The sequence below is a fragment of the Mangrovibrevibacter kandeliae genome (assembly GCF_024519155.1).
Classification (GTDB): domain Bacteria; phylum Pseudomonadota; class Alphaproteobacteria; order Rhizobiales; family Rhizobiaceae; genus Mangrovibrevibacter; species Mangrovibrevibacter kandeliae.
In genome coordinates this window covers 32,341-48,732 of sequence record NZ_JANIFJ010000002.1, presented here as the reverse complement: position 1 = coordinate 48,732, position 16,392 = coordinate 32,341, and the positions used below count along the sequence as shown (strand labels likewise).

Annotated in this window: 17 protein-coding genes and 1 pseudogene; 10 read left to right on the top strand and 8 right to left on the bottom strand. The window is 68.8% G+C overall.

The genetic code is table 11. The features are described 5' to 3' along the window. Window positions 1-5: 5 nt before the first annotated feature. Complete coding sequence (locus NPA30_RS06540) at window positions 6-953, bottom strand: polyprenyl synthetase family protein (protein WP_256801646.1); 948 nt, start codon at window positions 951-953, stop codon at window positions 6-8. Between the two features lie 173 nt (window positions 954-1,126). On the opposite strand from NPA30_RS06540, the gene fni reads away from it, so the two are divergent. Beyond that, window positions 1,127-2,170: a type 2 isopentenyl-diphosphate Delta-isomerase gene (gene fni / locus NPA30_RS06535; RefSeq protein ID WP_256801645.1), complete on the top strand. Its 1,044-nt coding sequence runs from the start codon at window positions 1,127-1,129 to the stop codon at window positions 2,168-2,170. 77 nt (window positions 2,171-2,247) lie between these two features. Here fni and NPA30_RS06530 read toward each other — a convergent pair whose 3' ends face one another. Beyond that, window positions 2,248-2,682, bottom strand: a complete 435-nt coding sequence (locus NPA30_RS06530; protein ID WP_256801639.1) for a pyridoxamine 5'-phosphate oxidase family protein — start codon at window positions 2,680-2,682, stop codon at window positions 2,248-2,250. Window positions 2,683-2,875: 193 nt separating this feature from the next. Between NPA30_RS06530 and NPA30_RS06525 the strand changes: the two genes are divergently transcribed. The 4 genes from NPA30_RS06525 (at window position 2,876) to NPA30_RS06510 (ending at window position 7,993) form a co-directional block, all read left to right on the top strand. Next, window positions 2,876-3,889, top strand: coding sequence for a class 1 fructose-bisphosphatase (locus NPA30_RS06525; protein WP_256801637.1), 1,014 nt, complete (start codon window positions 2,876-2,878; stop codon window positions 3,887-3,889). A gap of 226 nt (window positions 3,890-4,115) precedes the next feature. Beyond that, window positions 4,116-6,125 (top strand): transketolase, encoded by a 2,010-nt coding sequence (gene tkt / locus NPA30_RS06520; protein WP_256801636.1) that lies wholly within the window; start codon window positions 4,116-4,118, stop codon window positions 6,123-6,125. A gap of 71 nt (window positions 6,126-6,196) precedes the next feature. Further along, the gene (gene rpe, locus NPA30_RS06515; protein ID WP_256801635.1) at window positions 6,197-6,880 is read left to right on the top strand and encodes a ribulose-phosphate 3-epimerase; all 684 of its coding nucleotides are present in this window, start codon (window positions 6,197-6,199) and stop codon (window positions 6,878-6,880) included. Window positions 6,881-6,952: 72 nt separating this feature from the next. Beyond that, window positions 6,953-7,993, top strand: coding sequence for an enoyl-CoA hydratase/isomerase family protein (locus tag NPA30_RS06510; protein ID WP_256801634.1), 1,041 nt, complete (start codon window positions 6,953-6,955; stop codon window positions 7,991-7,993). A gap of 104 nt (window positions 7,994-8,097) precedes the next feature. Here NPA30_RS06510 and NPA30_RS06505 read toward each other — a convergent pair whose 3' ends face one another. The 3 genes from NPA30_RS06505 to NPA30_RS06495 all read right to left on the bottom strand — a co-directional run bounded on the left by NPA30_RS06505 (window position 8,098) and on the right by NPA30_RS06495 (window position 9,387). After that, window positions 8,098-8,454: a hypothetical protein gene (locus tag NPA30_RS06505; protein ID WP_256801633.1), complete on the bottom strand. Its 357-nt coding sequence runs from the start codon at window positions 8,452-8,454 to the stop codon at window positions 8,098-8,100. Between the two features lie 82 nt (window positions 8,455-8,536). Continuing rightward, entirely contained in the window at window positions 8,537-8,896 is a 360-nt protein-coding gene (locus NPA30_RS06500; protein WP_256801632.1) for a hypothetical protein, read from the bottom strand. Window positions 8,897-9,108: 212 nt separating this feature from the next. Then, window positions 9,109-9,387, bottom strand: a complete 279-nt coding sequence (locus NPA30_RS06495) for a hypothetical protein (protein ID WP_256801631.1) — start codon at window positions 9,385-9,387, stop codon at window positions 9,109-9,111. Window positions 9,388-9,547: 160 nt separating this feature from the next. Here NPA30_RS06495 and NPA30_RS06490 point away from each other — a divergent pair, with 160 nt between their 5' ends. Next, entirely contained in the window at window positions 9,548-10,540 is a 993-nt protein-coding gene (locus NPA30_RS06490) for a LysR family transcriptional regulator (RefSeq protein ID WP_256801630.1), read from the top strand. 31 nt (window positions 10,541-10,571) lie between these two features. Beyond that, entirely contained in the window at window positions 10,572-11,876 is a 1,305-nt protein-coding gene (gene pncB / locus NPA30_RS06485; RefSeq protein WP_256801627.1) for a nicotinate phosphoribosyltransferase, read from the top strand. Between the two features lie 224 nt (window positions 11,877-12,100). Here the strand turns inward: pncB and NPA30_RS06480 are convergent, their stop codons facing one another. Beyond that, window positions 12,101-12,889: an SDR family NAD(P)-dependent oxidoreductase gene (locus NPA30_RS06480; RefSeq protein WP_256801626.1), complete on the bottom strand. Its 789-nt coding sequence runs from the start codon at window positions 12,887-12,889 to the stop codon at window positions 12,101-12,103. A 231-nt stretch (window positions 12,890-13,120) separates the two neighbouring features. Here NPA30_RS06480 and NPA30_RS06475 point away from each other — a divergent pair, with 231 nt between their 5' ends. Further along, window positions 13,121-13,822 carry a fumarylacetoacetate hydrolase family protein gene (locus NPA30_RS06475; RefSeq protein ID WP_256801624.1) on the top strand — a complete coding sequence of 234 codons (702 nt, stop codon included), beginning with the start codon at window positions 13,121-13,123 and terminating at the stop codon, window positions 13,820-13,822. A gap of 74 nt (window positions 13,823-13,896) precedes the next feature. After that, window positions 13,897-14,829: a mechanosensitive ion channel family protein gene (locus tag NPA30_RS06470; RefSeq protein WP_256801622.1), complete on the top strand. Its 933-nt coding sequence runs from the start codon at window positions 13,897-13,899 to the stop codon at window positions 14,827-14,829. A gap of 4 nt (window positions 14,830-14,833) precedes the next feature. Here the strand turns inward: NPA30_RS06470 and NPA30_RS06465 are convergent, their stop codons facing one another. Both NPA30_RS06465 and NPA30_RS06460 read right to left on the bottom strand, forming a co-directional pair. After that, window positions 14,834-15,106, bottom strand: coding sequence for a type 2 periplasmic-binding domain-containing protein (locus tag NPA30_RS06465; RefSeq protein WP_256802425.1), 273 nt, complete (start codon window positions 15,104-15,106; stop codon window positions 14,834-14,836). Between the two features lie 88 nt (window positions 15,107-15,194). Next, window positions 15,195-15,734, bottom strand: a pseudogene (locus tag NPA30_RS06460) (LysR family transcriptional regulator); the annotation flags it as partial. 160 nt (window positions 15,735-15,894) lie between these two features. Between NPA30_RS06460 and NPA30_RS06455 the strand changes: the two are divergent. Further along, window positions 15,895-16,362, top strand: coding sequence for a cupin domain-containing protein (locus NPA30_RS06455; protein WP_256801621.1), 468 nt, complete (start codon window positions 15,895-15,897; stop codon window positions 16,360-16,362). Window positions 16,363-16,392: the final 30 nt, after the last annotated feature.

Here is a 16,392-nt window from a genome sequence, read left to right as displayed (position 1 = left end):
ATCCCTCAAGGCCGCCCGGCGCCGCGGCCGGTTTCGCCGGCGACCTGCGCCTCGCGTGCCTGCCGCACCGTCCGGTCGGCCTGCGCGAAGATCTGCGCCACCAGCGCGCTGAGCCGGCTTGCCGACCCGAACAGCTCGGCCAGATGCGCGTCGGCGCGCTCGAGATGTCGCTCGATCAGCCGCTCGGCCGACCCACTGCCCACCAGCGAGAGGATGGTCGACTTGCCGGCGTCCTGTCCGACGTCCTTGCCGAGCAGCACCGGGTTCTGCGTGGCGTCGAGGAGATCGTCGTAAAGCTGGAAGGCATGGCCGATTTCGCTGCCGAAGCTGCAGAGGCAGTCGCGGGCGGCGGGGTCGGCGCCGGCGAGAATGCCGCCGAGTTCGGCGGAGGCGCGGAACAGCGCGCCGGTCTTCAGGCCGTTGGCGACGCGGATCTCGCTCATCTGCCGGCGTTCGCGCCCGCCGCGCAGATCGGCGAACTGGCCGCCGACCAAGCCCTTCACGCCGACCGCCGCCGAGAGGACGGCCACCGCCTCGGCGCGGCGCTCTCCGGTCGTATCGGGCAGCGTCGCGAGGAGCTGGAAGGCACCGGCGAGGGCTCCGATCGCTGCGAGCACGGCGACGTCCTCGCCATGCGCCACATGCGTGGCCGGGCGACCCCGACGCATCGCGGCGTCGTCCATGCAGGGAAGGTCGTCGAGCACCAGCGATGCCGCATGCACCATTTCGACGGCACAACCGGCCGCGAGCGCCGGCTCGCTCGGGCCACCGAGATCCTCCGCAGCGATGACGCAGATCAACGGCCGCAACCGCTTTCCGGGTGCGATGACACTGTCGCGCAAGGCCAGACGCAACGCGGTCTGACCCGGCAGCGGTGCCGGCGACAGGGCCACCAGCTTGGCGTCGATGGCCGCACGATAGGCGGCGAAGTCGAGGCTGGGTTCCGGCAGCATCGGGCGTCGCTTACTCCAGGTCCAACGTCCGTCACGGGCTCTTGCGGCCGCGGCGGCCGCTGGACAGATGAGCCGCAACACATAAACGTCAAATAGTTGATCGGTGGCGGCGTGAGGCCAAGTGCCCGCATGATCACAGGATCGGCATCGCCGCCGCGCAAGAGGACTATATCGTGCCGCAGGAGGTTGACGACACCATCGCCGGACGCAAAGGCGAGCATCTCGACATCGTCCAGCGGCCGAAGCTCGACCATGCCCGCGCAGCCACCGGCTTCGACCGGATCCGCTTCCGCCACTGCGCCCTGCCGGAGCTCGATCTCGACGCGATCGACCTCTCCACCAGCCTCTTCGGCCGGCCGCTGCGCCTGCCGTTCCTGATCAGCTCGATGACCGGCGGCCCCGATCGCTCGGCGAGGATCAACATCCGCCTGGCCGAGGCGGCGCAGGAGCGCGGCGTGGCGCTCGCCGTCGGGTCACAGCGCGTGGCGCTCGAAGGTCGCGGCACGGGCGGCCTCGACCGCGACCTGCGGCGTCGTGCGCCGGACGTGCCCATCCTCGGCAATGTCGGCGCGGCGCAGCTCGCCGCGGGCTGGGGTGTGGACGAGGCGCGCCGCGCGGTGGAAATGATCGATGCCGACGCGCTGATCCTCCACCTCAACCCGTTGCAGGAGGCGGTGCAGCGAGGCGGCGACCGGGACTGGCGGGGCGTGCTCGGGGAGATCGAGCGGCTGGCAAGGGACCTCGGGCGACCGCTGGTCGTCAAGGAGGTCGGCGCGGGCATCTCCGCTGCGGTCGCTCGTCGCCTCGTCGAAGCAGGCGTCGCGGCGATCGACGTCGCTGGCGCGGGCGGTACCTCCTGGGCCGCGGTCGAGGCGGAGCGCGCCCGCGATGCTGCAGGACGCGCCATCGCGCTGACCTTTTCCGACTGGGGCATTCCGACGGCAGTGGCGATCGGGGAGGTGCGGGCGGCGTGTCCGGATATTCTCCTCATCGGCTCCGGTGGCATCCGCAACGGCCTCGATGCGGCCAAGGCGCTCAGGCTCGGAGCCGATCTCGTCGGTCAGGCCGCCGGGCTGCTGCGGGCGGCCGAGGCGTCCACGCAGGCCGTCCTCGCCGAACTTGCCGTGTTCGCCGAGGAACTGCGCATCGCCTGCTTCTGCACCGGATCGAAGGATCTGGCGGCGCTAAGGCAGACGCCGCTCCTGGACGAAGTCTGACGCGGCAGGGCGCCGGACGCAACCTGCCCCCGGCTTCGCTGATCCAAGACGGTCGGTGGAAGGCTGCGGGCGAGACCTTAAAGCTTGATCTCGCCTTCGTCCTTGCCGCTCCAGTAGTGGATGCGCTTGGCGTGCACCTTGATCAGCACCATGCCGGGCGTGTCCACGCCCTGCTCGAACCAGCGATTGAGCTCGGCGTGCCAGTGGGCCTTGAACTCGCCCTTGTCCCGGATCACCTCGCCGGTGCCTTCGACGGCGATGAACAGGGGCGGCGCACCAAGCAGGCCTTTGGAGCCCTGGAACGCGAGCGAGACGTTGGGGTCGCTTTCGATGTCACCGACGGTGCGGAAGCGCGCATAGGTGAAGAAGAAGGAGTCGCCGTCGTATTCGACCTCCCGGTTGTTGCTCATCGGCCGGCTCGCCAGCGCGCCGCCCTCGGTGCGCGTGCCGAGCATGGCAAAATCGATGTCCTTCATCTTCTTGGCGAGGTCGGGAAGGCTCCAGTCACTCATGACGCTACTCCTGGGGTGTGTGTCCGGCGCCGGAACGGCCCGAGGCGCCGTCGGCTCCGTCGCCGCGATCACGAGACCGAGAGGACCGTCGTCGGCGCCCGGCGTCATGCCCGCGTCATCGGCCCGGCAAATAAGGCTCGCCATCGGCCGGCGGCACGATAGATTGCCGGCCTGCCCCCGACGGAGTTAGCCGATGTTCCCGACCCTCGATGCCGCCCTTGAAGCCGATGCCGCCACGCGCCCGGATCTCGTGGCTCTGATCCGCGAGCTGGCGGAGGCTGCGGTGCTGATCGCCGACCGGCTTGCCGAGGTCTCCGGCGACGATCTCGGCGAGGCGACCGAGGCGATCAACGGCGGTGGCGACGTGCAGAAGGCGCTGGACGTCCTCGCCGACCACGTCTTCCGCGATGCCGCCAAGGCGGCCGGCGTGGCCTTCTTCGGCTCCGAGGAGGAGGACGAGGCCGCCGTCCTCAACGCCGGAGGCGATCTGGCGCTCGCGGTCGATCCGCTGGACGGATCGTCCAACATCGACACCAACGTCTCGGTCGGCACCATCTTCTCGGTCCTGCCGGTCGAGGACGCCCATCGCGCCGACCCAAAGTCGGCCTTCCTGCAGGCGGGCCGCCACCAGCTCGCCGGCGGCTTCTTCGTCTATGGGCCGCAGCTTCTGCTCGTCGCCAATTTCGGCGGCGTCACCCAGGTGTTCGGCTTCTCGCCGAGCGAGGAGGAGTGGCTGGCGCTGCCGGTGAGGCTGGCGCTGCCGGCGGAGGCGAAGGAGTTCGCCGTCAACGCCTCCAACTTCCGCCACTGGGACGAACGGTTCCGCGCCTATTACGGCGACCTTCTCGCCGGCCAGGATGGCCCGCGCGGGCGCAATTTCAACATGCGCTGGGTTGCCTCGATGGTGGCCGACGCCTATCGCATCCTGCTGCGCGGGGGCGTCTATCTCTACCCCGGCGATGCGCGCAAGGGCTATGCGCAGGGGCGGCTGCGGCTGATCTACGAGGCCAATCCGGTGGCGCTCTGCGTCGAGGGCGCCGGCGGTGAGGCGACCGACGGGCTGCGCCGCATCCTCGACATCGTGCCCGGCGACCTGCACCAGCGCACGCCGCTGGTGTTCGGCTCGAGCGACGAGGTGGAGGCGGTGTCGCAGGCGCTGGGCAGCGCCTCGTCCGCACCGGGTGCGACGACGCTCGCCAGCGCCTGACGGGCGGCGCGCGCCGAACTGACGCGTTCCCGCTGGCGGTTTCGCGGACGGGTGAGGTGGCCGGCCGCGCCAGACGCCTATGTAGAGATTCAAACCGATTTACCACGTCCGACCCGGGCGGGCGGTCGCCCTGTCTCGACCTTTGCCGCCGAGATGCTATGAGGTGCGCCGACACGCCGGCGACGGCCACGGCCGCCGAGGACCCAGACACGAAAGGTTCGATGCGATGAGTGTAGCAACCCAGCCGAAGCCCAAAACCACCGAGACCAACCGCTCACATCGCGACATGGCGAACGCCATCCGCGCGCTGGCGATGGACGCCGTGCAGAAGGCCAATTCGGGCCACCCCGGCATGCCGATGGGCATGGCGGACGTCGCGACCGTCCTGTTCCGCGACTTCATGCGCATCGACCCGTCGAAGCCCGACTGGCCGGACCGCGACCGCTTCGTCCTGTCGAACGGCCACGGCTCGATGCTGCTCTACGCGATCCACCATCTGCTCGGCTATGCCGACATGACGATCGACGAGATCAAGAACTTCCGCCAGATCGGCAGCCGCACCGCCGGCCACCCGGAATACGGCCACGCGCTCGGCATCGAGACGACGACCGGCCCGCTCGGCCAGGGCATCGCCACGGCGGTCGGCATGGCGCTCGCCGAGCGCATGCACAATGCGCGCTTCGGCGACGACCTCGTCGATCACCGGACCTACGTGATCGCCGGCGACGGCTGCCTGATGGAGGGCATCAGTCACGAGGCGATCGACCTGGCCGGCCACCTGAAGCTGAACAAGCTGGTGGTCCTCTTCGACGACAACGGCATCTCGATCGACGGAAAGACCTCGCTCGCCACCTCGATGGATCAGGTCGCGCGCTTCAAGGCCGCCGGCTGGAACGCGGTGCATGTCGACGGCCACGATCAGGAGGCGGTGCGTGCCGCGCTCGAGGAGGCGCAGACGTCCGACAAGCCGACGATGATCGCCTGCAAGACGATCATCGGCTTCGGCGCGCCGAAGCTCGCCGGCTCGGAAAAGAGCCACGGCGCCGCCCTCGGCGACGAGGAGATCGCCGGCGCGCGCAAGGCACTCGCCTGGACGTCCGAGCCCTTCGTGCTGCCGGATCCGGTGGTGAAGGCCTGGCGCGAGATCGCCGAGAAGGGCGCCGGCATCCGCGCCGAGTGGGAGAAGCGGCACGCCGCGGCCGCCAACAAGGTCGTCTTCGACGCCTCGGTGCGCTGCGACCTGCCGGCGGACTTTGCGGAGAAGATGGCGGGCTACCGCAGGCAGCTCGCTGAGGAGAAGCCGAAGCTCGCGACCCGCAAGTCGTCCGAAGCCACGCTGAACTTCGTTAACGATCTGACCGAGCTGACCGTCGGCGGCTCGGCCGACCTGACGCACTCGGTGTTCACGCTCACCAAGGGCATGCAGTCGGTGCAGGCGGACAGTTACGGCGGCCGCTACATCCACTACGGCATCCGCGAGCACGCGATGGCCGCGGCGATGAACGGCCTCGCGCTGCATGGCGGCTTCATCCCCTATGGCGGCACGTTCCTGGTCTTCTCCGACTACATGCGCGGCGGCATGCGCCTGTCGGCGATCATGAGCCAGCGCGTGATCTACGTCTTGACGCATGACTCGATTGGCCTCGGCGAGGACGGCCCGACCCATCAGCCGATCGAGCACCTCGCGATGCTGCGGGCAACGCCGAACTACCTGGTGTTCCGCCCGGCGGACGCGATCGAGACGGCGGAGGCCTGGGAGATCGCGCTGACCGAGAAGCGTCCTTCGGTGCTGTCGCTGTCGCGGCAGAACCTGCCGACCGTGCGTGCCCACGACGTGTCGCAGAACCTTTCCCGCAAGGGCGCCTATGTCCTGAAGGAGGCCGATGGCGAACGCGACGTGACGATCCTGGCCACCGGCTCGGAGATCGAGATCGCACTCAACGCGGCTGACACGCTATCCGGCGAGGGGATCAAGGCGGCGGTCGTCTCGATGCCCTGCTGGCGCCTGTTCGAGGAGCAGGATGCCGGCTATCGCAAGTCGGTGATTGGGACGGCGCCGCGCGTCGCCATCGAGGCCGCCGGTGACTTCGGCTGGGACCGCTGGATCGGCGAGACCGGCCGCTTCATCGGTATGCACGGCTTCGGCGCCTCCGGCCCGGCGCCGAAGCTCTACGAGCACTTCGGCATCACCGCCGACGCCGCCGTCAAGGCCGCGAAGGAGCTCTGCGGCAAGTAAGCCGGCTGACTCACGGTGCGGGCGCTTCGGCGCCCGCACTCGCTCGACGCCCCGCAGACCCCGGAACGCGAATGCCGAACGACGTCCTGATCGCCCCCTCGATCCTCTCCTCCGACTTCTCGAGGCTCGGCGAAGAGGTCGCGGCGGTCGACGCCGCGGGCGCCGACTGGATCCATCTCGACGTGATGGACGGCCACTTCGTGCCGAACATCACCTTCGGCCCGCCGGTGATCAAGGCGATCCGCGGCGCCTCGCGCAAGCTCTTCGACGTCCACCTGATGATCGAGCCGGCCGATCCCTATCTTGCGGCGTTCGCCGAGGCCGGCTGCGACCTCATCACCGTCCACGCCGAAGCGAGCCGTCATGTCGATCGCTCGCTGCAGGCGATCCGCGCGCTGGGCAAGAAGGCCGGCCTCGCGCTCAACCCGGCAACGCCCGAGAATGTCGTCGAGTACGCTCTCGACCGGCTCGACCTCGTGCTGCTGATGACGGTCAATCCCGGCTTCGGAGGACAGGCCTACATCGCTGCGGTCGCCGAAAAGGTGCGGCGGGTCAAGGCGATGATCGGCGACCGTCCGATCCGCATTGAGGTCGATGGCGGCATCACGCCGGAGACGGCGCCCGAAGTCGTCGCGGCTGGTGCCGACGTGCTGGTCGCCGGGTCGGCCGTCTTCAGCGGCGGCACGCCCGAGCACTACCGGGCCAACATCGCGGCATTGCGTGCGGCGGCGGGGCCGGCTCTGCCGCACGCCTGACACCTCGGCCCGACGATGGCCGGTTGCGCCGCCGCCCGGTCGTGCTCTAATCCGCCCCGGGGAGGACACGTCATGGACGAGGTGCATGCCCGGGTCGAGGGCAGCGTGGGACGCCTCACGCTGTCCCGCCCGAAGGCGCTGAACGCGCTGACCGGACCGATGCTCGTCAAGATCGGGTTCGCCCTGCGGGGCTGGGCCGGCAACCCGTCGGTCGCGATGGTGCTGATCGAGGGCGACGGCGGCCGCGCCTTCTGCGCGGGCGGCGACGTCGCCGAGACCTGGCGCGATGCCCAGGCGGGAGACCCATCCTCCGGGCCGCGCTTCTTTGCCGACGAGTATCGCCTCAACGCGCTTGTAAAGCGCTTTCCCAAGCCGTGGGTCGCCCTGATGGACGGCATCGTGATGGGGGGCGGGGTCGGGATCTCGGCGCATGGCAGCCACCGCATCGTGACCGAGCGCTCGACGGTCGCAATGCCCGAATGCGCGATCGGGCTCATTCCCGATGTCGGCTCCACGATGATCCTGGCACAGGCGCCGGGTCATGCAGGAGAGTATCTGGCAATGACCGGCGCACGCATGGATGCGGCGGATGCCATCCATGCCGGTTTCGCCGACCTCCAGGTGCCGTCCGAACGGCTGCCGGAGCTGGCCGCCGCCCTTGTCGAGGCCGGAGAGCCGGGCGTCATCAGGGATTTCGCGGTGGCGCCAGGATGGTCTGCGCTCGCTGCATGTCAGGCGCAGATCGACCACTGCTTCGCCGGGGAGACCGCGCTCGACATCGTCGCGCGGCTGGAGGACGACCGCTCGGAGTGGGCCGCGGATGCGCTGACGGCGATCCGCAGGGCTTCTCCCCTGTCCGTCGCCGCGGCGCTCGAGACGGTTCGTGCGCTGCGCGCGGATCCCGCGATCGAGACCGCCCTGCGGACCGAATACCGCTTCACCTCGCGCGCCGTGCGCGACGGCGACTTCATGGAGGGCGTTCGCGCGGCCTTGATCGACAAGGACCGGATGCCGAGGTGGTCGCCGGAGCGGCTGGAGGACCTGCCGCACGAGCGCGTCGAGGCGATGCTTGCGCCGCTCGGCCCGGACGAGCTGTTTCTCGACCACGGCTGACGGGCGCAGCTGAGTGCAGAAAAAAGGGCCGCTCCTTGCGGAGCGACCCCTTCTTGAAGCGCTGCGGGAGGGTGCCGCGGCGCTTCTGTTCGATGTTGGTCGGCTCAGAAGCCGTCGGAGCCCGGGACCGGGATCGAGCGGGTGTAATCCCGCACCAGGTCCGTACGGTGAGGCGAGCCGGCGATGGCCGCGCGCTCGGCCTCTTCATTGGTGCGGATGGCGTAGCTGGAGCCCGGGACGACGCTGGCGCTCTCGACCGGATCGGCGGCGGCGCCGGGATAGCCGAAGGTCTGCGCCGCGCCGAAGTGAGCGCTGCCGTGGGTCCGTGCGATGGCGAGGCGCGTGCTGTCCTCGGACTGGTGCACGGCGTGCTCGGATGCACCGAGCAGCGGCTGCGCGTTGGCGGCGCCGGCCGCGCCGAGGCTGATGAGGGCGGCGGAGATGATGGCGAGCTTGTTCATTGTCGGTATCTTTCTTGTTCTTCGATTTTTCATTGGGGAAGAGCTCGAATTTCGGGCTCTTCCCATCGATCACGAGTGAGGCTTAGAAGCCGTCAGAGCCCGGGACCGGGATGGTGCGCGAGTAGTTGTCGACGATGCCGGCCTTCGGCGCGGAGGCGGAGATCGCATCGCGCTCGGCCTGCTCGTTGGTGCGGATCGCGTAGCTGGAGCCCGGGACGACGCTGGCGCTCTCGACCGGGTCGCTGAAGCCGTGGCCGGCATAGCCGAAGGTCTGCGTGGAGCCGAAGCGGGCGGTGTCGGTGCCGCGGGCGACCGCCAGCCGGCTGTTGTCGTCCGCCATGCGGGTGGCATAGTTGGACGAGGGGTTGACGGTCTGGGCCGAAGCCGCACCGGCGGCGGTAAGACCGATCAGAGCGGCGGAAACAATTGCGAGCGTCTTCATCGAAGTATCCTTTCCTATGGCACGGCGGGCCGCCTCGCACTGTGGGGGCGGCCGATCAGCGTCGTGCGATGGGCATGACGTAAGCGGCACACCCTCCCGGCTGTAGGCTGGAATGCCGAACTTGGTGTTCCATTTGGAGAACGAGCGCCGTACATGAAAAAGGCCGCCCGGAGGCGGCCTGGTCAGCGCGACGTGTGCGGTGCGAGACGGTGCTACAGCATGTCGTCGTCGGAGAGGGACGGGCGGGAGCCTCCACGCTCCGGCGTCGTCGCCTTCTCCCTGTGACCGGCGCCAGGCGCTTTCGAGGGGCGAACGGTGATGTCTTCGGAGATCTCCTCGTCCTTCACATCCTCGATGAGTGCGTGGGTGGCGTCGCGGAACGCCTGCGCGTATCGATCCGAAGCGGGGTTCAAAGGCGTGGCGCCGGCTGCGGCGGGCAGGGCCGCTGCGGCCAGCCCCGCCAGCAGCGCGATGTCGATGGCGATTTTCATGAAGCTTGTCCCGGATTTCGGCACCGCCTGATCGCCACGTTGGAAGAACGCGCGCGCGCAGTGCACCATCGCGCAGATGGTGGTTGAAGCCGGTCGGCGGCAGTCACACTTATGGCAACACGCTGTGCCACGAATGGAACACGCGGTTGGGGTCAGGAACATGCGCAATCTCGACGACTTTCTGTATTTCGAGGCCGTCGTGCGGCACGGCGGCTTCGGCGCGGCCAGCCGTGCGCTGAACATCGCCAAGTCCAATCTCAGCCGCCGCATCAAGGATCTGGAGACGCGGCTCGGGGTGCGGCTGATCGAGCGCTCGACCCACCATTTCGCGGTGACCGAGATCGGCAACATCTTCTACCGCCATTGTCAGGTGGCGCTGGCCGAGATCGAGGCGGCCGAAGAGGCCGCGATGTTCCTCACCGGCGAGGCTCGCGGGCTGGTGCGGGCGAGCTGCCCGCCTGGCCTGCCGATGAACACGCTCGCCGCGGCGCTGCCGAACTTCCTGCGCGACCATCCGCATGTGCGGGTACAGCTGACCGTTGCGATGCGCCGCGTCGACATCATCGAGGAGCGCATCGACGTCGCGATCCGGGTACGCTCGCGTCTCGACACCGACAACGAACTCGTTGCCAAGCAGCTCGGCGTCATCCGTACGAGCCTCGTCGCCAGCCCCGACTTCATCGCCGAGCATGGCGAGCCGCAGTTTCCGCACGACCTCGTCCGTCTGCCCACCCTCGGCGGCGACGACTTCCACGCCGAGGAGACCTGGGTGCTGAACGGTCCGACCGGGCGGCAGGAGACCGTGCGTCACGTGCCGCTGGTGGCCTCCAATTCGCTATCCGTGGTCCTGCAGCAGGCTTGCGACGGTCTCGGCGTCGCGCTGCTGCCCGAACTCCTCAGCGCTCCTGCCCTGCGTTCGGGTCGGCTGCGCCGCGTGCTGCCGGACTGGAGCGCCGACGAGGGTATCCTGCATCTCGTCTTCACCTCCCGGCGCGGCATGCTGCCGGCGGTGCGGGCCTTCATCGATTTCGCAAGCGATGCGCTGCGGACGGCGATGACCGACTACGAGGAGTGCCTGTCCGGCATGACCGAGCCTGCGATTCCGCCGGCCGATCCGCACCCCGAACTTGCGCTCCTGCGTGCAGCCGAGTAGCGAGGCGCGGGCACGGGGTGAAAGGCTCGACATGATCGCGATCGATATTCCGACGAGGGTGTGGAACCACACCTTCAAGCTCGATCCGATCGTGCGCAGCCTGCTCGACACGGACTTCTACAAGCTGTTGATGCTGCAGATGATCTGGGGCCTGCACCCCGATGTGCGGGCAACCTTCTCGCTGATCAACCGCACTCGCTCGGTGCGTCTGGCCGAGGAGATCGACGAGCGCGAACTGCGCGACCAGCTCGATTACGCCCGCTCGCTGCGCTTCACCAAGGGCGAGATGATCTGGCTTGCCGGCAACACCTTCTACGGCACCAAGCAGATCTTTCGCCCGCAGTTCCTGGACTGGCTGGAGGACTTCCGGCTGCCCGACTACGAGCTGCGGCGGGTCGATGGCCAGTTCGAGCTGCACTTCCACGGGGCCTGGACCGACACGATGATGTGGGAGGTGCCGGCGCTCGCCATCCTCAACGAGCTGCGCTCGCGTGCCGCCATGCGCGACCTGAAGCGCTTCGAGCTCGACGTCCTCTATGCCCGCGCCAAGGCGAAGATGTGGAACAAGGTCGAGCGCCTGCAGAAGCTGCCGGACCTGCGCCTGTCCGATTTCGGCACCCGGCGCCGGCACTCCTTCCTCTGGCAGCGCTGGTGCGTCGAAGCGCTGAAGGAGGGGCTCGGCACCAACTTCATCGGCACCAGCAACGTGAAGCTGGCGATGGACGCCGATCTCGAGGCCATCGGCACCAACGCCCACGAGCTGCCGATGGTGTTGGCGGCGCTGGCCGAGGACGATGGGGCGCTGCGCCAGTCGCCCTACCATGTGCTCGAGGAGTGGCAGAGCTACTACGGCGGCAACCTCCTCGTCGTGCTGCCCGACACCTTCGGCACCTCGGCCTTTCTCGAAAAGGCACCGCGCTGGGTGGCCGACTGGACGGGCTTTCGCCCGGACTCCGCGCCGCCGATCGAGGCGGGCGAAGCGATCATGCGCTGGTGGCGGGCGAACGGGCAGGACCCGCGCGACAAGCTGCTCGTCTTCTCGGACGCAATGGACGTCGACACCATCGAGAGCGTCTACCGTCACTTCGACGGGCGGGTGCGCATGAGCTTCGGCTGGGGGACCAACCTCACCAACGACTTCCGCGACGTGGCGCCCGAGCGCAACAGCGAACTCGAGGCGATCTCGCTGGTCTGCAAGGTGTCGGACGCCAACGGCCGCCCCGCGGTGAAGCTGTCCGACAACCCGACGAAGGCGACCGGCGAGCCGGGCGCGGTCGCCCGCTACCGGCGGATCTTCGGCGAAAGCGAGTTCGCGCCGCGCGCCGTGCTGGTCTGAGCCGGCATCCGTCTCTAGCGCGCCGGCGCCTGCCCTGACAGCGCCGGCCATCGGCAGTGGCTTCCTTGCGAACCGGCTCAATCGGTCGGCCGGCGATCCGGCGGCACCTCGCTGCGGTAGTGTGCGAACCGGGTGGGGAACGGGAACATCGATCGATCCTCCGCTCCGGTGTCGTCACGCCGCAAGCGGGGCGGACGGATCCATGCGGAGACCGCCTGGCCGGTTCAACCCCGGCCGGAACCCGGCTCTGCCATCTTGCGGTGCTGCTCGGCGAGAAGGCCATGCGGCAGCACCTTCGAGACCGCCGTCTCCAGCTTGTTCTTCCAGCCGGCCACGACGTCGCCTTCGCCCTTCATCATGGCGTCGAAGCCGACCTTGGCGACCTTGGAGGGATCATCCTTCTTCGCTTGGCCGACCGAGGTATCCATGAGGTCGGCACGTTCGAAGAAGTCGGTGTCGGTCGGTCCGGGCATCAGGCACGTCACGGTGATCTCAGAGTCCTTCAGCTCGTTGCGCAAGGCGTCGGAGAACGAGTCGAGGAAGGCCTTGCTGCCGTTGTAGACCGCCTGGAAGGTGCCCGGGATGAAGCCGGCGATGGAGCCGGTAATCAGGATCCTGCCCTCGTTGCGGGCGAGCATGTCCCGGCCGACCTTGTGGACCAGGGCCAGCGTGCCGGTGACGTTGGTGTTCACGACGTCGAGCGCTTCGTTGAGATCCTGATCGAGGAAGCTCTTGCCGAGGCCGCGGCCCGCATTCGCAAGAAGCGCGGCGATCGGCCGGCCGTTGAGTGCGGCGTAGAGCGTCTCGACGCCGTCGAGCGTGGCGAGATCGGCCTCCACCGCATCGACGCTGGCGCCGAGGCTGCGGAACTCGGTCGCGGCGGCCTCGATGCGGGGTTCGTCTGCCGCGACCACGAGGTCGAAGCCATTCTCGGCACAGCAGCGGGCGAGTTCGTATCCAATTCCGGTGGATGCACCGGTGACGACGGCAAGCGGCTTTCGCAGGTCGGACATGTCGGTCTCCTCGGGATCTCGGCGCCGGCAGCGGGATACCTTGATCTGGAACCCCTGGCGTGGCGCGCCTTGGATGTGCAACTTCACGGCGCAGCACGGGTTCCCGCGGCAGTTTCACCCGAAGCGCGTTGCACTCGCACAGGCACACGGGCGGCGCCCGTTGATTTGACAGCCGCCCAGCCGGAGCCTAGCCCTCACGCCCCAGGCCATTCGTACGCGAGGAGGACGCCGATGCCGCAAGCCCACCTGTTCCAACTGCCGGAGCCTGCGAGCGTCCCGGTCACCGGCGAGGCGGCGCACTATCCCGTGCACCGGATCTTCTGCGTCGGTCGCAACTACGCCGAGCACGCGCAGGAGATGGGCTTTGCGCCCGATCGCGAGGCGCCGTTCTACTTCACCAAGCCCGCCAGCGCGATCGTCCACAGCGGCGCGACGATCCCGTTTCCGCTCGGCACCGAGAACCTCCATTACGAGATGGAGCTCGTGGTCGCGATCGGCGCGCCGGCCTTCCGCATCTCCAAGCTGGACGCCACCGAGACCGTCTACGGCTATGCGACCGGGCTCGACCTGACGCGGCGCGACCTGCAGGTCGCCTCGCGCGAGAAGGGTCGGCCCTGGGATTTCGGCAAGGCGTTCGAAGATTCCGCGCCCATTGGGGCGATCACGACGGCGGCTGAATTCGGCGCGATCGGGGAGCAGCGCATCAGCCTCGCGGTGAATGGCGAGACCCGGCAGGACGCGACCCTCTCGCAGATGATCTGGAGCGTGCCGGAGCTGATCAGCTTCCTGTCGCGCTACTACCACCTCGTTCCCGGCGACCTGATCTACACCGGCACGCCGGCCGGCGTCGGCAAGCTGGCACCCGGCGACTCGCTGCGCGGGGAGATCGACGGCCTCGCGCCGATCGACCTGCAGCTTGGTCCGCTGCAATGACCGCCGGCGTCCCGGAGCTGGAAAACGACGCCTGAGCAGTTGCGAAGCCGGCTACGCGCCATATGTCGCACGGCATGCTCGACCGTCCGCTCCCATCCAACGCCGTCCTGACCCACTTCCTGCAGCAGGTCACGGACTTCCTGCCGAACCTCGTCGTCGCCATCCTGATCCTGGTGGCCGGCTTTGCCGTCGCCGGCTGGATCGCGCGGCTGATCGGCCGCGGGCTCGGAGCGACGACGCAGGTCGATGCGACGGTGCGCGCCCCGCTTATCGCGGCGGTGCGCTACCTCGTCATCGTCTTCGCGCTGATCATCGCGCTCGGTCAGGTCGGGGTGCAGATGACCTCGCTCCTGGCGGTCCTCGGCGCCGCGGGCCTCGCCGTCGGTCTCGCGCTGCAGGGGACGCTGAGCAACATCGCGGCCGGGATCATGCTGCTGTGGCTGCGGCCGTTCCGCATCGGCGACTATATCGAGACGTCCTCCGTCTCCGGGTATGTCCGCGAGATCGGCCTCTTCGTCTGCCACATCGAGACCTTCGACGGCGTCTTCGTGTTCGCGCCGAACTCGACGCTCTGGAACGTCTGGATGCGCAACCACTCGCGCGCCGGGGCGCGGCTCGTCGCCTGGTCGGTGACGCTGCCCCGCACCCTCGCGTTCGACGAGGTCGCCGGGGCGCTGCACGGCATCTGGCCGTCGGCGGCGGAGACGGGGCTCACCGCGCCCGTCGCCTATCTCGACCAGCTCAACGGCGACAATCAGGTGATCGTGTTCCGCGGCGTGGTGATGGAGGGCTCGATCACGACGATCCAGCGCGAGACGCCGCAGCGGATCCGGCAAGCCTTCCTTGACCGCTTCGGCGCCGACGGCGAGCCACGGGCGATCCAGCGGCTGGTGCCGGGCGATTCCGATCCGGCGCGCTATGTGGGCGACGTCGCCGCTCCCAATGCCCATCCGCAGGTGCTGGCCGGCGCCGAGACGCGGCCCGCCGCCGAACCGGCGGCGCATTGACGGCTCAGGGTCCCGTCACGCGGTAGTGGCGGGGGACGGCCGCGTCGATCGCCGTCAGCGCCGCCTCCACCTCCTCGCGCAGCCAGCGGTTCGCCGGATCCTTCTCCATCCTGCGATGCCAGAAGAAGCCCACACCTGCGGTCGCGTTGATTGGCGGGAGATAGAGGTCGAGCGGCAGGATCGTTGCCACGCGCAGCGCGAAGTGGAGCGGCAGGTTGCCGACGAGATCGCTCGCGGCGGACGTCAGGGCGACGGCCTGGAAGTGCGGCATGGTCATGGCGACGCGGCGCCGCAGGCCTTGCGGCGTCGGCGGTACCGGACGTGCCGCCATCCATCGACATCAGCACCTGACGCAGGGCGCAGAAGAGCTCGGGCGGGATCGTTTCTCCCGGTCCGATGCCCTGCGCCGCAAGCTGCGGATGGCCTTTGCGGGCGACGCACAGGAGGTGCGAGCGGAAGACGGTCCGGCTGGCGACCCAGTCCGGCATGTCGAGGTCGCGCCCGAGCGCGAGGTCGATGCGGCCTGCCGCCAGCAGCGGGGCGATCTGCGCGTTCGGAAAGTCCAGCATCTGCAGGAGCACCTGCGGCGCGTGCGGCGCCACCTGCCTTGCGAGCTGCGGCATAAGGATGGCTGAAAAGTAGTCCGAGCCGAGGATCGTGAACCGTCGTTCGGAGGTCGCGGGCTCGAAGCCGGTCACCTGCGCCAGCGCGGTCTCGACCTGGCCCAGCGCCGCGCGGATCGGCGTCTGCAGCTCCAGCGCCCGCGGCGTCGCGACCATGCGGTTGCCCTCGCGCACGAACAGTTCGTCGCCAGTGACATGCCGAAGCCGGCCGAGCGCGGCGCTGACCGCCGGCTGGCTGAGCCCGATCCGTTCGCCGGCCCGAACCGTCGACAGGTCGAGCATCATCGCATCGAAGACGCGCAGGAGGTTGAGGTCTAGGGCGGCGAAATTCACGAGACCGATAACCTCGATACGATCATTCGATTTCCGCACCGCGGCCGCGCCGCGTAACGCGTCCCCGCTGCCTTCCTCTCGGGAAAGGGCAGGACGGATGGAGCACCTGATGATCCTTATGGAACGCCCGATCGCCACGACGCGCAAGGTGCGCTGGAACGGCACCGACTACACGATCACCCTGCCGAACGCCGAGACCGGTGGTGCAATCGGCATGTTCGAGGCGCGCGTGCCGAGCGGCGACGGCCCGCCGGTGCACGTGCATCGCAACGAGGACGAGGTGATCCACGTCATCGAAGGCGAATACGAGTTCTGGCTGGACGGGCAAACCTTCGAGGCCGGGGCCGGCGCGTCGGTCTTTCTGCCCCGCGGTGTGCCGCACAGCTTCCGCGTCGTCGGTCGTGAAGCGGGACGCACGGTCGCCGTCTGCACGCCGGGTGGCTTCGAGGGCTTCTTCCTGGAGGCTGGCGAGGCGGGTCTCGCGATCCCGCGCGACCTTGCGCAACTCGGCGCGATGGCCGCTCGCTACGGCGTCGTCTTCACCGGCCCGGCACCGTGGGGCTCTGCCGCCGCCTGATCCGGTGGAGCGGCCGGACGGCGGCATACG

What these genes read in the sequence shown, in the direction of transcription:
- NPA30_RS06540 (WP_256801646.1), bottom strand. Translation starts at nt 953, where the DNA reads ATGCTGCCGGAACCCAGCCTCGACTTCGCCGCCTATCGTGCGGCCATC.
- NPA30_RS06530 (WP_256801639.1), bottom strand. Translation starts at nt 2,682, where the DNA reads ATGAGTGACTGGAGCCTTCCCGACCTCGCCAAGAAGATGAAGGACATC.
- NPA30_RS06525 (WP_256801637.1), top strand. Translation starts at nt 2,876, where the DNA reads ATGTTCCCGACCCTCGATGCCGCCCTTGAAGCCGATGCCGCCACGCGC.
- tkt (WP_256801636.1), top strand. Translation starts at nt 4,116, where the DNA reads ATGAGTGTAGCAACCCAGCCGAAGCCCAAAACCACCGAGACCAACCGC.
- rpe (WP_256801635.1), top strand. Translation starts at nt 6,197, where the DNA reads ATGCCGAACGACGTCCTGATCGCCCCCTCGATCCTCTCCTCCGACTTC.
- NPA30_RS06510 (WP_256801634.1), top strand. Translation starts at nt 6,953, where the DNA reads ATGGACGAGGTGCATGCCCGGGTCGAGGGCAGCGTGGGACGCCTCACG.
- NPA30_RS06505 (WP_256801633.1), bottom strand. Translation starts at nt 8,454, where the DNA reads ATGAACAAGCTCGCCATCATCTCCGCCGCCCTCATCAGCCTCGGCGCG.
- NPA30_RS06500 (WP_256801632.1), bottom strand. Translation starts at nt 8,896, where the DNA reads ATGAAGACGCTCGCAATTGTTTCCGCCGCTCTGATCGGTCTTACCGCC.
- NPA30_RS06495 (WP_256801631.1), bottom strand. Translation starts at nt 9,387, where the DNA reads ATGAAAATCGCCATCGACATCGCGCTGCTGGCGGGGCTGGCCGCAGCG.
- NPA30_RS06490 (WP_256801630.1), top strand. Translation starts at nt 9,548, where the DNA reads ATGCGCAATCTCGACGACTTTCTGTATTTCGAGGCCGTCGTGCGGCAC.
- pncB (WP_256801627.1), top strand. Translation starts at nt 10,572, where the DNA reads ATGATCGCGATCGATATTCCGACGAGGGTGTGGAACCACACCTTCAAG.
- NPA30_RS06480 (WP_256801626.1), bottom strand. Translation starts at nt 12,889, where the DNA reads ATGTCCGACCTGCGAAAGCCGCTTGCCGTCGTCACCGGTGCATCCACC.
- NPA30_RS06475 (WP_256801624.1), top strand. Translation starts at nt 13,121, where the DNA reads ATGCCGCAAGCCCACCTGTTCCAACTGCCGGAGCCTGCGAGCGTCCCG.
- NPA30_RS06470 (WP_256801622.1), top strand. Translation starts at nt 13,897, where the DNA reads ATGCTCGACCGTCCGCTCCCATCCAACGCCGTCCTGACCCACTTCCTG.
- NPA30_RS06465 (WP_256802425.1), bottom strand. Translation starts at nt 15,106, where the DNA reads ATGACCATGCCGCACTTCCAGGCCGTCGCCCTGACGTCCGCCGCGAGC.
- NPA30_RS06455 (WP_256801621.1), top strand. Translation starts at nt 15,895, where the DNA reads ATGATCCTTATGGAACGCCCGATCGCCACGACGCGCAAGGTGCGCTGG.